The organism is Streptomyces sp. NPDC048424 (genome assembly GCF_040651555.1).
Classification (GTDB): Bacteria; Actinomycetota; Actinomycetes; order Streptomycetales; family Streptomycetaceae; genus Streptomyces.
The window spans coordinates 37,187-49,564 of sequence record NZ_JBEZKE010000002.1 but is presented as its reverse complement, the minus strand read 5'-3'; the positions used below and the strand labels follow the sequence as shown (position 1 = coordinate 49,564).

At 70.8% G+C, this 12,378-nt stretch carries 15 protein-coding genes; 4 read left to right on the top strand and 11 right to left on the bottom strand.

The window, feature by feature from the left end; all coding sequences use genetic code 11:
- Positions 1-107: 107 nt before the first annotated feature.
- The 5 genes from AB0D29_RS02705 to AB0D29_RS02685 all read right to left on the bottom strand — a co-directional run bounded on the left by AB0D29_RS02705 (position 108) and on the right by AB0D29_RS02685 (position 4,522).
- Positions 108-1,430, bottom strand: coding sequence for a dicarboxylate/amino acid:cation symporter (locus AB0D29_RS02705; RefSeq protein WP_362851841.1), 1,323 nt, complete (start codon positions 1,428-1,430; stop codon positions 108-110).
- 372 nt (positions 1,431-1,802) lie between these two features.
- Positions 1,803-2,114, bottom strand: coding sequence for a DUF4229 domain-containing protein (locus AB0D29_RS02700; protein WP_362851840.1), 312 nt, complete (start codon positions 2,112-2,114; stop codon positions 1,803-1,805).
- A gap of 94 nt (positions 2,115-2,208) precedes the next feature.
- Positions 2,209-2,733: a GNAT family N-acetyltransferase gene (locus AB0D29_RS02695; protein ID WP_362851839.1), complete on the bottom strand. Its 525-nt coding sequence runs from the start codon at positions 2,731-2,733 to the stop codon at positions 2,209-2,211.
- Positions 2,734-2,842: 109 nt separating this feature from the next.
- On the bottom strand, positions 2,843-4,006 hold the full coding sequence (mqnE, locus tag AB0D29_RS02690) for an aminofutalosine synthase MqnE (RefSeq protein ID WP_030710107.1): 1,164 nt from the start codon (positions 4,004-4,006) through the stop codon (positions 2,843-2,845).
- A 60-nt stretch (positions 4,007-4,066) separates the two neighbouring features.
- A complete protein-coding gene (locus tag AB0D29_RS02685; protein ID WP_030710106.1) occupies positions 4,067-4,522 on the bottom strand; it encodes an Lrp/AsnC family transcriptional regulator in 456 nt (151 codons plus the stop codon).
- Between the two features lie 122 nt (positions 4,523-4,644).
- On the opposite strand from AB0D29_RS02685, the gene AB0D29_RS02680 reads away from it, so the two are divergent.
- Positions 4,645-4,779 carry a hypothetical protein gene (locus AB0D29_RS02680; protein WP_267884487.1) on the top strand — a complete coding sequence of 45 codons (135 nt, stop codon included), beginning with the start codon at positions 4,645-4,647 and terminating at the stop codon, positions 4,777-4,779.
- Here the strand turns inward: AB0D29_RS02680 and AB0D29_RS02675 are convergent.
- Complete coding sequence (locus tag AB0D29_RS02675; RefSeq protein ID WP_362851838.1) at positions 4,776-5,465, bottom strand: UbiX family flavin prenyltransferase; 690 nt, start codon at positions 5,463-5,465, stop codon at positions 4,776-4,778. The two genes, AB0D29_RS02680 and AB0D29_RS02675, sit on opposite strands and share 4 nt — an antisense overlap.
- Positions 5,466-5,555: 90 nt before the next feature.
- Between AB0D29_RS02675 and AB0D29_RS02670 the strand changes: the two genes are divergently transcribed.
- Entirely contained in the window at positions 5,556-6,176 is a 621-nt protein-coding gene (locus AB0D29_RS02670) for a rhomboid family intramembrane serine protease (protein WP_362851837.1), read from the top strand.
- 22 nt (positions 6,177-6,198) lie between these two features.
- Here the strand turns inward: AB0D29_RS02670 and mqnP are convergent, their stop codons facing one another.
- Genes mqnP through AB0D29_RS02655 form a run of 3 tightly spaced genes read right to left on the bottom strand, consistent with a single transcriptional unit; the run spans position 6,199 to position 9,055 of the window.
- Positions 6,199-7,119 carry a menaquinone biosynthesis prenyltransferase MqnP gene (gene mqnP / locus AB0D29_RS02665; protein WP_362852141.1) on the bottom strand — a complete coding sequence of 307 codons (921 nt, stop codon included), beginning with the start codon at positions 7,117-7,119 and terminating at the stop codon, positions 6,199-6,201.
- The gene (locus tag AB0D29_RS02660) at positions 7,119-7,601 is read right to left on the bottom strand and encodes a hypothetical protein (protein WP_362851836.1); all 483 of its coding nucleotides are present in this window, start codon (positions 7,599-7,601) and stop codon (positions 7,119-7,121) included. Before AB0D29_RS02660 ends, mqnP begins: the two co-directional genes overlap by 1 nt.
- Entirely contained in the window at positions 7,598-9,055 is a 1,458-nt protein-coding gene (locus tag AB0D29_RS02655) for a menaquinone biosynthesis decarboxylase (protein WP_362851835.1), read from the bottom strand. The genes AB0D29_RS02660 and AB0D29_RS02655 overlap by 4 nt, the downstream gene beginning before the upstream one ends.
- Positions 9,056-9,144: 89 nt before the next feature.
- Between AB0D29_RS02655 and AB0D29_RS02650 the strand changes: the two genes are divergently transcribed.
- Positions 9,145-9,468, top strand: a complete 324-nt coding sequence (locus AB0D29_RS02650; protein WP_362851834.1) for a PLD nuclease N-terminal domain-containing protein — start codon at positions 9,145-9,147, stop codon at positions 9,466-9,468.
- A 42-nt stretch (positions 9,469-9,510) separates the two neighbouring features.
- Here the strand turns inward: AB0D29_RS02650 and AB0D29_RS02645 are convergent, their stop codons facing one another.
- Positions 9,511-10,425, bottom strand: coding sequence for a LysR family transcriptional regulator (locus AB0D29_RS02645; protein ID WP_362851833.1), 915 nt, complete (start codon positions 10,423-10,425; stop codon positions 9,511-9,513).
- Between the two features lie 64 nt (positions 10,426-10,489).
- Between AB0D29_RS02645 and AB0D29_RS02640 the strand changes: the two genes are divergently transcribed.
- Entirely contained in the window at positions 10,490-11,944 is a 1,455-nt protein-coding gene (locus AB0D29_RS02640; protein WP_362851832.1) for an MFS transporter, read from the top strand.
- Positions 11,945-11,954: 10 nt separating this feature from the next.
- Here AB0D29_RS02640 and AB0D29_RS02635 read toward each other — a convergent pair whose 3' ends face one another.
- Positions 11,955-12,323 (bottom strand): cupin, encoded by a 369-nt coding sequence (locus AB0D29_RS02635; RefSeq protein ID WP_362851831.1) that lies wholly within the window; start codon positions 12,321-12,323, stop codon positions 11,955-11,957.
- Between the last annotated feature and the right edge of the window lie 55 nt (positions 12,324-12,378).

Genomic DNA, 12,378 nt, shown 5'->3' with positions numbered 1-12,378 from the left:
CGGAACCGGGCTCGGGTCCGGGGTCCGGGCCCGGGCCCGGGCACCTGGGTGCGGACACGCCGCAGCCCCCGCCCGGACGGGGGCGGGGGCTGCGGCGAGAGCGGGGATCAGGCCGCGACGGCGACCTGGGCCGGGGCGGAGGCGGGCTCCTCGTCCAGCGGGGAGGCCGAGGCGGAGGCGTAGGCCTCCTTGTCCAGGATCCCCTCGCGGGCCGAGACGATGACCGGGACCAGGGCCTGGCCGGCCACGTTCGTGGCGGTGCGGATCATGTCCAGGATCGGGTCGATCGCCATCAGCAGGCCGACGCCCGCGAGCGGCAGGCCCAGCGTGGAGAGGGTCAGCGTCAGCATGACCGTCGCGCCCGTCAGACCGGCCGTGGCGGCCGAGCCGATGACCGAGACGAAGACGATGAGCAGGTACTCCTTGATGCCCAGCTGCACGTCGAAGATCTGCGCGATGAAGATCGCGGCGAGCGCCGGGTAGATCGCGGCGCAGCCGTCCATCTTGGTCGTGGCGCCGAACGGGACGGCGAAGGAGGCGTACTCCTTCGGGACGCCGAGGCGTTCGGTGACCTTCTGGGTGACCGGCATGGTGCCGACCGAGGAGCGGGAGACGAAGGCCAGCTGGATCGCGGGCCAGGCGCCCTTGAAGAACTGGATCGGGTTGACCTTGGCGACCGTGGCGAGCAGCAGCGGGTAGACGCCGAACATCACGAGGGCGCAGCCGATGTAGATGTCGGCGGTGAAGGTCGCGTACTTGCCGATCAGGTCCCAGCCGTACGTGGCGATCGCGGTGCCGATGAGGCCGATGGTGCCGATCGGGGCGAGGCGGATGACCCACCACAGGGCCTTCTGGAGCAGTTCCAGGGCGGACTCGGCGAGGTCCAGGACGGGCTTGGCCTTGCTGCCCAGCTGGAGCGCGGCGATACCGGCGACGACGGCCAGGAAGACGATCTGAAGGACCTTCAGGTCGGTGAACGGCGTGACGATGTCCGTCGGCACGATCCCGGTCAGGAAGTCGATCCAGGAGCCGGTCTTCTTGGGCTCCTTGCCGTCGGCCGCGGTGAGGCCGGTGCCCGAACCCGGGTCGGTCAGCAGGCCGATCGCGAGGCCGATGCCGACCGCGATCAGCGAGGTGATCATGAACCAGAGCAGCGTGCGGGTGGCGAGCCGCGCGGCGTTGTTCACCTTCCGCAGGTTGGTGATCGACACCAGGATCGCGAAGAAGACGAGCGGGGCGATGGCCAGCTTCAGCAGCTGGACGAAGATGTCGCCGGTCTTCTCCAGGGTGGTGGCGAGCCAGCTGATGTCCTGGCTGCGGGCTATCCAGCCGAAGAGGACACCGAGGGCGAGACCGGCGACGATCTGGGCCCAGAAGGGGAACTTGAACGAGGCCTTGGCAGGGGCCTGGGGGGTCGCGGACACGGACACTCTCCGGAGGTGGCGCACAAAGACAGGGGGGAAGTGCTGCGGTGGTGATGCGGTGCGGCAGCAGCCGGAAGGAGCCGGCCGGGACCGCTGCTGTATCGATTCAGCTCAACAGCAACAGGCCGCGGACGCGCGGCGGCAGAGGTCGACGTGCAGGCGCATCACGAGCGGGACGCTCGTGGTCATCGGGTGCGCGGCTGTGGTCAACATGTTCAACACGCTAACACTTCTCCTTTGGGAATCTCAAAGGGGCCCTTTGAGACAACGGCGCACGAGGCCCTCTTGCGCCGACCCGGAAAACACCACCGCCCCAGCGTTACGGGCGGTATACCCGGTGCTGGGGCGGTTCGGTGTGTGATGAAGCCAACTGTGCCGTTACGAGCGCACGCGCGCCGCGTCGTCGACCTCGTCCTCCTGGCTGCGGTTCGCGGCGAGCTTCTCCTTCGCACCCGCGACGCGCCCGGAGATCTGCTGGGACATCTCGTCGCGCTGCTTGCGCAGGAGGACGAAGGAGAGCGGCGCGGAGAGGACGAGGGCGAGCAGCACGATCCAGGCCACGTTGGCGTCGCCGAGGCCGGCGGGCACCCAGCCGAGCCGGACGAGGCCGGCGACGACGACGAGGCATCCGACGAAGATGCCCAGGCGCATCGCGGTGTATCGGATCGCTGCGCTCGGCTTGAGGGACACGGTGACCCCTTCTCTCTCGTCGTGGTCGTACGTCGGCTGGTGCCCGTCCAGTGAAGCACGCCCGGACCGCGCCGCGGCCCTCCGGGGTGCCGGGTCAGTACAGCGGCAGCAGCATCGTGATGTCGTCGCGGTCGTCGCCCGGGGCCACCCGGACGGCGCCGGGGACGCGGCCGACCTCCTTGTAGCCGCAGGCCGCGTAGAAGTGCTCCAGGCCGTGGCCGCCGCGGCAGGTGAGGCGGATCGCGTCGACGCCCCCGAGGGAGCGGGCCGCGGCCTCCGTCGCGGCCATCAGCTCGCGCCCGTAGCCCTTGCCCTGGTGACGGGGATGGACCATGACCGTGTACGCCCACAGCCAGTGGAGCTGGAGCCGGTGGGCGTTGCGGGTGAGGAAGGCGGTCGCGGCGACCGAGCCGTCCTCGTCGTGCCCGACGAGCAGGCGGCAGCTCCCGTCGGCGACGCCGACGAAGTGCTTGTCGAGTGCGGGGCGGATGTCGTCGAAGGTGACCGGCGGTACGAAGCCCACGGCGCCGCCCGCGTTCGAGACGTCGGCCCACAGCCCGAGGATTCCATCACGCAGGGAAGGGTCGACGACCGGGTCCAGGGTGAAAGTAAGGGTCATTTTGCAAGTTTACCCATTACCTCATCGGCCCGTCCAGGAAAAGTTAAACCCCGGCCCATGGGCCGGGGTTAACTCGCCGTGAGAGGTGTCGGACGGGGCCGACGGCGCGTCAGACGCGCATGGCCTGCGGGGTCTCGCGCAGACCCGCGTCCGGACCAGGGTACTCGCGGATGATCTCGTAGCGCGTGTTGCGCTCGACCGGGCGGAAGCCCGCTTCCCGGATCAGCTCCAGCAGGTCGTCACGGCCCAGCTTGTTCGGGGTGCCGTAGTTGTCCGCGTCGTGCGTGATCTTGTACTCGACGACCGAACCGTCCATGTCGTCCGCGCCGTGCTGGAGCGCGAGCTGGGCGGTCTGCACACCGTGCATCACCCAGAAGACCTTGACGTGCGGCACGTTGTCGAACAGCAGGCGGGAGACGGCGAAGGTCTTCAGCGCCTCGGCGCCGGTCGCCATCGTGGTGCGCGCCTGGAGCTTGTTGCGCACCTTGCCGTCCTGCATGTCCACGAAGTCGTGCTGGTAGCGCAGCGGGATGAAGACCTGGAAACCGCCGGTCTCGTCCTGGAGCTCGCGCAGCCGCAGCACGTGGTCCACGCGGTGGCGCGGCTCCTCGATGTGCCCGTACAGCATCGTCGAGGGGGTCTTGAGGCCCTTCGAGTGCGCCAGCCGGTGGATGCGCGACCAGTCCTCCCAGTGGGTGCGGTGGTCGACGATGTGCTGACGCACCTCCCAGTCGAAGATCTCCGCGCCGCCGCCGGTGAGCGACTCCAGGCCGGCCTCGATCAGCTCGTCCAGGATGTCGGAGGCCGACATGCCGGAGATCGTCTCGAAGTGGTGGATCTCGGTCGCCGTGAACGCCTTCAGCGAGACGTTCGGCAGCGCCTTCTTCAGCTCCGAGAGCGAGCGCGGGTAGTAGCGCCACGGCAGGTTCGGGTGCAGGCCGTTGACGATGTGCAGCTCGGTGAGGTTGTCGTTCTCCATGGCCTTGGCCAGGCGCACGGCCTCCTCGATGCGCATCGTGTACGCGTCCTTCTCGCCCGGCTTGCGCTGGAACGAGCAGTACGCGCACGAGGCGGTGCACACGTTCGTCATGTTGAGGTGCCGGTTGACGTTGAAGTGGACGACGTCACCGTTCTTGCGCGTGCGCACCTCGTGGGCGAGGCCACCGAGCCAGGCCAGGTCGTCCGACTCGTAGAGGGCGATGCCGTCCTCACGGGTCAGCCGCTCGCCGGAGCGGACCTTCTCCTCCAGCTCACGCTTGAGCCCAGCGTCCATGTACCGGTCGCCTCCTCTAGATGCCTCTGCCTGTCCTGCGAACCCTGCCCAACCGTACTCTCAGGCTTCCTCGGGCAGCTCCCCGACCCGGTTCTCCCACTTCGTGGAGAGCACGATGGTGGTGCGGGTGCGCGAGACGCCCTTGGTGCCGGACAGCCTGCGGATGATCTTCTCGAGGCCGTCCACGTCGTTGGCGCGCACCTTGAGCATGAAGGAGTCGTCGCCCGCGATGAACCAGCAGTCCTCGATCTCGTTGAGGTCGCGCAGCCGCCGGGCCACGTCCTCGTGGTCGGCGGCATCGGACATGGAGAGTCCGATCAGCGCCGTGACGCCGAGGCCGAGCGAGCGCGAGTCCACGGTCGCGCGGTAGCCGGTGATGACACCGGCCGTCTCCAGACGGTTGATGCGGTCGGTGACGCTGGGGCCGGAGAGGCCCACGAGACGGCCCAGCTCCGCGTACGAGGCACGACCGTTCTCCCGGAGTGCCTGGATGAGCTGCCTGTCCACCGTGTCCATTACGTGGAGCCTTCCATTATTCGGCGATCCTGCAAGTCTAGGTATAGAATCTAAGGCACACAGGGTCAACACCCTGTGAAATCTTTCAGCAGATCAATAACGATCTTCAGGAGTGGTACACCGTGTTCACGATCGAGATGGCACACGCACACATGCGACAGCTCCAGGAGCTGGCCAACCGATCCCGTGCCCACCAGCCCGCCGCCGCCTACCGCGTCGACAAGGCCCGCAAGCCGCTGTCCGGCAAGAAGGCCTAGTCACCACCGTTCGCCCCCCGGGGAGTTCGGGACCCTCCCAGCTCCCCCTCCCAACGGCGGTACAGCCGGTGCGGCACCCCTGCCGCGTCCAGCACCCGCCCCGCGACGAAGTCCACCAGATCCTGGATGTGCGTCGCACCCGCGTAGAACGCCGGAGAGGCGGGCAGCACGACCGCGCCCGCCTCGTCCAGCGCCACCAGGGCCTTGAGCGTCTGTCCGTTCAGCGGGGTCTCCCGCACCGCGACCACCAGCCGGCGCCGCTCCTTGAGCGTCACGCTCGCCACGCGCTGGAGCAGGTCCTTCGACAGTCCGAGCGCCACCCCCGCCACGCAGGCCGTGGACGCGGGGACGATCAGCATCCCCTTGGCCGGGTACGAGCCCGAACTCGGGCCTGCGGCCAGGTCCCCGGCGCCCCAGTACCGGACGTCGTCCAGTGCCGGCCTCGCGAAGGTCCCGGGCTTCCCGTCGGCCCCCCGCTGCAGCCACTCCCCCAGATCGTCCCGCCAGTGCGCGTCGCGGAAGGCGATCCCGGTCTCGTCCAACAGGGTGAGCCGCGAGGCCCGGCTGACCACCAGGTCGACGCTCTCCCCCGCCGCCAGCAGTCCGCGGAGCACCGCCGCCGCGTACGGCGTCCCGGACGCCCCGGAAACCCCGACCACCCACGGGGTGCGCTTGCGCTCAGTCATACCTCCGAGACTATCCGGCCACCCCGGGCGGGCACTCGGTAAGGTGCCCGGACGTTCCGTACTTGGGGCGCTACGAGGGGGACGGACACGATGAGCACGACGAGCACGACGGTGCATCAGGGCGAGTGGAGCCAGAGCGACCGCGCGAAGACGGCCGCGAAGCTCATGCTGGGCTGGGTGGCCCTGCTGTGGGTCCTGGAGGCCGTCGACTACGCCACCGGGCACGCGCTGGACGCGTACGGGATCGTGGCCCGCGACCCGGACAGCCTGACGGGCGTCGTCACCGGGTCCTTCCTCCACCTCGGCTTCGACCACGTCGCCTCCAACAGCGTTCCGCTGCTGGTCCTCGGTTTCATAGCGGCCCTGTCCGGGATCCGGCACTTCCTCGCGGTGTGCGGGCTGATCATGCTGGCGGACGGCATCGGCACCTGGCTGATCTCCCCGCCGAACACCATGACCCTGGGCGCCTCGGGCGTCGTCTTCGGGCTCTTCGGCTACCTGCTGGTCCGCGGCTTCGTGGAGCGCAAGGTGCTGGGCGTCGCCGTGGCCGTGGGCATCGCGGCCGTCTGGGGCGGCACGATCGTGACGGGCGTCCTCCCGACGGACGCGGGCGTCAGCTGGCAGGGCCACCTCTGCGGCCTGGTCGGCGGAGTGCTGACGGCCCTGTTCCACCGCCGCCCGCCCCGCCGGCGCCCCGCCCTCACGGGCTGACGACCTGCCCGGTCCGGGCTGCTCAGAAGGTCAGGCCGCGCACCACGAGATCGGCCAGGGCGCACACGAACAGGGCGATGCCGATGAAGCCGTTGACCGTGAAGAAGGCGCGGTTCAGGCGGGACAGGTCGTGCGGGGTCACGATGCTGTGCTCGTAGAAGAAGGCGGCGACGACGATCGCCAGGCCCACCCAGAACAGCGGACCCGCGTCGGTGGCGAGGGCGTACCAGGCCAGCAGGGCCGTGGTCACGACGTGCGCGCCGCGGGCGCCCCACAGGGCGGCGGGGACGCCGAAGCGGGCCGGGACGGACTTGACGCCGTCCGCGCGGTCCGAGGCCACGTCCTGGGAGGCGAAGATCAGGTCGAAGCCGCCGATCCACACGCCCACCGCCAGGCCCAGGACCACCGCGTCCCAGGACCACTCGCCGGTGACGGCCAGCCAGGCCCCGATCGGCCCTATGGCCTGGGCCAGGCCCAGGATGGCGTGCGGGAAGTTCGTGAACCGCTTGCCGTACGGGTACACCACCATCGGGATCACCGCGACGGGCGCCAGCATCAGGCAGAGCGGGTTCAGCAGCGCCGCCGAGCCGAGGAAGACGAGGAGCGCGATCCCGGCGCCGGTCCAGGCCGAGCGGACCGACACCGCGCCGGTGACCAGCTCGCGGCCGGCCGTGCGCGGGTTGCGGGCGTCGATCTCGCGGTCGATGATCCGGTTGGCCGCCATCGCGAAGGTCCGCAGCCCCACCATGCAGACGGTGACGAGCAGCAGCTTGACCCAGTCCACGCGCCGGTCGAGCTGGAACATGGCGGTGAGCGCCGCGATGTAGGCGAAGGGCAGCGCGAAGACCGAGTGCTCGATCATCACGAGCCGCAGGAACGCCTTCACCTTGCCGGTCTGCTGCGGCGCCGGGCCGCGCCCGATCACCCCGTCGGCGGTCGTCATCATGCGAGGGCTCTCCGGAAGTCTTCGAGGTCGGCCAGCAGGCTCGCGCGGGAGATCGTGCCCGTCTCCAGGGAGACCGTGGGGGCGCCCTCGGGCTCGGGCGGGGTGGCGTGGACCGTGAACACGTAGCCCTCGCCCGTGCGGGCGTCGGTGTTCGGGCGGCCGTCGAGCCGCAGCACCGCGCCGGCCTCGACGGTGAACGGCTCGCCGGTGCCCAGCGCGGCCTGCAGCCGCTCCGCGAAGTCGTCGGCCTCGGCGTCGCGCAGGCCGGGCAGCTCGAAGCCGCCGTCGCACTCGAAGCTGTCGTCCAGCACCAGGGCCCACACGTTGCCCGGGCCCGCGAACTCCTCGGCCGAGACGCCCGCCTGCTCGGCGGCGGCCCGGACCCCCGGGTCCGCGGGGTCGAGCCGCGGGCGCATGAGGAGCATGAAGGTCGTGTCCTCGCCGATGAACAGCGCCGGTCCGCCGAATTCGGAACTCACAGGCCGTATTCCTTCCAGCGAGAGTCCACGAGGGCGGCGGTCGCGGGGTCGGACTCGACCATGTCGGGCCAGCCGCCGTCGCGGGTGTAGCCCTCCTCGGGCAGCTTCTTCGTCGCGTCGATGCCCGCCTTGCCGCCCCAGAACTGCTGGTACGAGGCGTGGTCCAGGTGGTCCACCGGGCCTTCCACGACGGTGAGGTCGCGGGAGTAGTCCGTGTTGCCGAGGGCCCGCCAGGACACCTCGTGCAGGTCGTGCACGTCGCAGTCGGCGTCCACCACGATGATCAGCTTGGTCAGCGACATCATGTGCGCGCCCCAGATGGCGTGCATGACCTTCTGCGCGTGCTTCGGGTACTTCTTGTCGATCGAGACGATCGCGCAGTTGTGGAAGCCGCCCGACTCGGGCAGGTGGTAGTCCACGATGTCCGGCACGATGATCTTCAGGAGCGGCAGGAAGAAGCGCTCCGTCGCGCGGCCCAGCGGGCCGTCCTCCGTCGGCGGGCGGCCGACGACGATCGACTGGAGCAGCGGACGCTTGCGCATCGTCACGCAGTCGATCTTCAGCGCCGGGAAGGGCTCCTGCGGGGTGTAGAAGCCGGTGTGGTCGCCGAAGGGACCCTCCGGAAGCATCTCGCCGGGCTCCAGCCAGCCCTCGATCACGACCTCCGCGTTGGCCGGGACCTGGAGCGGGACGGTCTTGCAGTCGACCATCTCGATCCGCTTGCCGGCGACGAAGCCGGCGAAGAGGTACTCGTCGATGTCGCCCGGCAGCGGCGCGGTGGACGCGTACGTCACTGCGGGCGGGCAGCCGAAGGCGATCGCGACGGGCAGCCGCTCGCCGCGCTTGGCGGCCACCGCGTAGTGGTTGCGGCTGTCCTTGTGGATCTGCCAGTGCATGCCGATGGTGCGCTTGTCGTGGCGCTGGAGGCGGTAGAGGCCGAGGTTGCGCACGCCCGTCTCGGGGTGCTTGGTGTGGGTCAGGCCCAGGTTGAAGAAGGACCCGCCGTCCTTGGGCCAGGTGAAGAGCGCCGGCAGCTGGTCCAGGTCCACGTCGTCGCCGGTGAGGACGACCTCCTGGACGGGCGCGGAGTCGCCCTTCACCTTCTTCGGCGGCACGTGCACCATCGAGCCGAGCTTGCCGAAGGCCTCGCGGACCCCGATGAAGCCCTGCGGCAGCTCCGGCTTGAGCAGGCCGCCGATCTTCTCGCTGATCTCGCCGTACGACTTGAGGCCGAGGGCCTTCAGGAGGCGGCGGTCGGTCCCGAAGACGTTCATGGCCAGCGGCATGGCCGAGCCCTTGACGTTCTCGAAGAGGAGCGCCGGGCCGCCCGCCTTGTTCACTCTGTCGACGATCTCCCCGACCTCCAGGTACGGGTCGACTTCGGCCTTGATGCGCTTGAGGTCGCCCTCCCGCTCCAGAGCCCGGAGCAGCGAGCGGAGATCGTCGTAAGCCATAGGGGCAAGTATCCGTCACCAACTACTCTGGAGGTGTCACCGGGGCCCGAGCGGGCCTGCCGTCACTGCCGGGGAGTCGGTTCCACACCGTGCTGCGCTATCTGCCGTTCCTGCTGATCCTCGCGCTGACCATCTATGCCTTCATCGACTGCCTGAACACGCCCGAGGAAGAGGTCAAGCACCTCCCCAAGGTGGTCTGGGTGATCATCATCCTGCTCTTCTCGATCGTCGGGCCGGTGGTGTGGCTGTTCGCGGGCAAGAAGCGCTCGGCCGTCGGAGGGGGCGGCCGCGGGGCCCGGGGGCGGACCCAGTGGGTCGCGCCGGACGACAATCCGGAGTTCCTGAAGTCCCTGCGCGAGGAGCAGGAGAACAAGGACAAGAAGGACAAGGGCCGGGACCAGAACGAGGACTAGAAGCCGCCCCTCCGGCCGGGCGGTCCCGGGTCCTGCCCGGACCTAGGCGACCGGCGGCCCGGGTTTCGCGGCCGCCGCCGCGAGGGCGGCGCGGGCGAAGGCCCGGACGGCGCCCGAGTTGTCGGCCGCCCGCCAGACCAGGCCGTAGCCGACCGGCTCGGCGTCGGTGAAGGGGACGTAGGAGACGCCCGGGCGGGCGTAGTACGTGGCCGTGTGGGCCGCCGTCAGCAGGGCGCCACGGCCGGCCGCGACCAGCATCAGCGCCTCCTGCATGTTGGTCACCTCCGGTCCGCGCCGGATGGGCCGCCCGGCCGGGGTGCGCGCCGGGCTCTGGGCCTCCCGGCGGTACGGCGGCAGGTCCCCGGCGATGGTCAGCAGCGGAACCCCGGCCAGCTCCTCCAGCGACACCGAGTCCCGCCCGGCCAGCGGGTGCCCGGCGGCCACGGCCAGTACCCGGGCCTCGGTGAGCAGCGCGGGCCCCTCCCCCAAATCGTCCTCCCGGACCGGGAATTCGGCCACCTGCACGTCGAAGTCGCCGCTGCGCAGCTGCCCGTACGGATCGGAGAGCGGCACCTCGCACACCTCGACCGCAAGCCCGGGGTGGGTGGCGCGCAGGGCCTCGGCCGCCTTGAGGACGAGCTCCCCGGTGGGCGGGGTGGTGAAGCCGACGTGCAGGACGCCGTCGGCGGCGCGGGCGGTGGCCGCGGCGCGTTCCAGGGCGGCGGCGATGCCCCGGTGGTGGGGTTCGAGGTCGTCCCGCAGCTGCCGGCCGAGGGCGGTGAGGGCGACCCTGCGGCTGGTGCGCAGGAAGAGCGGGGCGCCGACGCGGCGCTCCAGGCGCTGGACGAGCTGGCTGACGCGGGCGCGGGAGAGCAGCATGCGCTCGGCGGTGCGGCCGAAGTGCAGTTTCTCGGCGAGGATCAGGAAGCAGTCCAGCTCGTCGCGATCGGTCAGCATGACTGAACGAACGTTGCCTTCTTCGGCGTTGTTCCTCCTCGGGCCGCGGACGAGGGTGGTGGTCATGACCGAAGAGAGAATCCGCGGACGCCGTCTCGGCGTGCTGCTTGTCCTGTGCGGCGCGATCTTCCTGGAAGGCATCGACGTCGCGATGCTGAACGTCGCCCTGCCGTCCATCCGCGCCGATCTCGGGCTCGGCACCGGCGAACTGCAGTGGGTGATGAGCGCCTACGTCCTCGGCTACGGCGGCTTCATGCTGCTGGGCGGCCGGGCGGCCGACCTGTTCGGGCGGCGGCAGATGTTCGTCGGCTGGCTCACCGTCTTCCTCCTCTTCTCCGGCCTCGGCGGGCTCGCCACCGAGGGGTGGCAGCTGATCGCCGCCCGGTTCGTGACGGGGGTCGCGGCGGCCTTCATGACCCCGGCGGGCCTGTCGGTCATCACCACCGGCTTCGACGAGGGGCCGCAGCGGGACAAGGCGCTGCTCGTCTACTCGGGCACGGCGGCCGGCGGGTTCTCCGTCGGCCTGGTCGCGGGCGGGCTGCTGGCCTCGGCCGACTGGCGCTGGGTGTTCTTCGCGCCGGTGGCGCTGGCCGTGCTGATCCTGTCGGCGGCGCTGGTCCTCGTACCGAAGTCGCCCCGGCCCCGGCGGGCACCGGGGCAGCGCCTGGACCTGGCGGGCGGGCTGCTGGTCACCGCCGCCGTGGTGCTGCTGGTGCTCGGCGTCGAGCGGGCGGCGCACGCCGGGGCCTGGGCGACGGCCGCCACGGTGGCGGCGGGGCTGGCGCTGCTGGGGGTGTTCGCCGCCGTGGAGCGGCGGGCCGCCGAGCCGCTGGTGCGGCTCGGGATCCTGCGCTCCGGGCCGCTACGGCGGGCCAATGCCGCCGGGCTGCTGTTCGCGGGCGCGTTCTTCGGCTTCCAGTTCCTGGTGGTGCTCTACCTCCAGGAGCTGCGGGGCTGGTCGACGCTGCAGACGAGCTTCGCGATGATCGTGATCGGGATCGACGCGGTGCTCTCGCCGACGGTGGTGCCGAAGCTGGTGGCCCGGTTCGGCAACGGCCGGCTGATCTTCGGCGGGCTGCTGCTGGCGGCGCTGTCGTACGGGCTGTTCCTGCCGCTGGGCGCCGACTGGTCGTACCTGGCGATGCTGCCGAGCCTGGTCCTGCTGGGGCTCGCCTTCGCGCTCGTCTACGGGCCGCTGACGATCGTGGCCACCGAGGGCGTGGAGGAGGCGGAGCAGGGGCTCGCGGGCGGGCTGCTCTACACGGCCTTCCAGTTCGGGGCGGCGCTCGGGCTGTCGGCGGTGACGGCGGTGTCGGCCTCCTTCGCCGTCCCGCTGGAGGGGTACCGGGCCGCGCTGCTGGTCCCCTTCGCGGCGGTGCTCGTGGCGGCGGCGGTCAGCGCGGCGGGCCTGCGACGGCCGGGCGCCGGCCGGGTGGTGTCCGGGGCGGGCGCCGGGGCCGGGGCACCGGCCCCGGACCCGGCGGCCCAGAACCCGGGCGCGGCGGCCGCGCGCTCCTGAGCCGTCCGGGTCACTGCGCCCAGGGCAGGACGCGGGTGCCCTCGGTGCCCGGGACGGTGACCACGCCGTCGGCGCGCATGGCCACGTACGCCTCGAAGTGCTCGGGGGCGTGGATCCGGCGCGGTACGTCGGGCGGAAGGACCAGGGTCCGGCCGGCGGCGACCTTCTCGGTGCGGCCGTCGCAGGTGACCTCCAGGGAGCCGGCGGTGAGCAGCCAGACCTGCCGGTTGACGCAGTGCTCGGGGCCGGTGTTGCCGGCGGCCATGTCGACGTGCCAGGTGCTGAGCTCGGAGCTGCCGCGGCTGGGGGCGGCGTGGCCGGTCATGGTGGCGTTCGGGGTGACGGTGACGTGCTCGGGCGAAACGGTGATGACGTGCAAGGCGGTCCTCGTCTTCTCGGGCGCGATTGAGTCAAGCTGCTTTACTCGACAGGGG

Bases quoted from the DNA above. Each gene is read 5' to 3' on its own strand.
- AB0D29_RS02695 (WP_362851839.1), bottom strand. From the start codon at position 2,733: ATGACCCTTACTTTCACCCTGGACCCGGTCGTCGACCCTTCCCTGCGT.
- mqnE (WP_030710107.1), bottom strand. From the start codon at position 4,006: ATGGACGCTGGGCTCAAGCGTGAGCTGGAGGAGAAGGTCCGCTCCGGC.
- AB0D29_RS02685 (WP_030710106.1), bottom strand. From the start codon at position 4,522: ATGGACACGGTGGACAGGCAGCTCATCCAGGCACTCCGGGAGAACGGT.
- AB0D29_RS02675 (WP_362851838.1), bottom strand. From the start codon at position 5,465: ATGACTGAGCGCAAGCGCACCCCGTGGGTGGTCGGGGTTTCCGGGGCG.
- AB0D29_RS02670 (WP_362851837.1), top strand. From the start codon at position 5,556: ATGAGCACGACGAGCACGACGGTGCATCAGGGCGAGTGGAGCCAGAGC.
- mqnP (WP_362852141.1), bottom strand. From the start codon at position 7,119: ATGACGACCGCCGACGGGGTGATCGGGCGCGGCCCGGCGCCGCAGCAG.
- AB0D29_RS02655 (WP_362851835.1), bottom strand. From the start codon at position 9,055: ATGGCTTACGACGATCTCCGCTCGCTGCTCCGGGCTCTGGAGCGGGAG.
- AB0D29_RS02645 (WP_362851833.1), bottom strand. From the start codon at position 10,425: ATGCTGACCGATCGCGACGAGCTGGACTGCTTCCTGATCCTCGCCGAG.
- AB0D29_RS02640 (WP_362851832.1), top strand. From the start codon at position 10,490: ATGACCGAAGAGAGAATCCGCGGACGCCGTCTCGGCGTGCTGCTTGTC.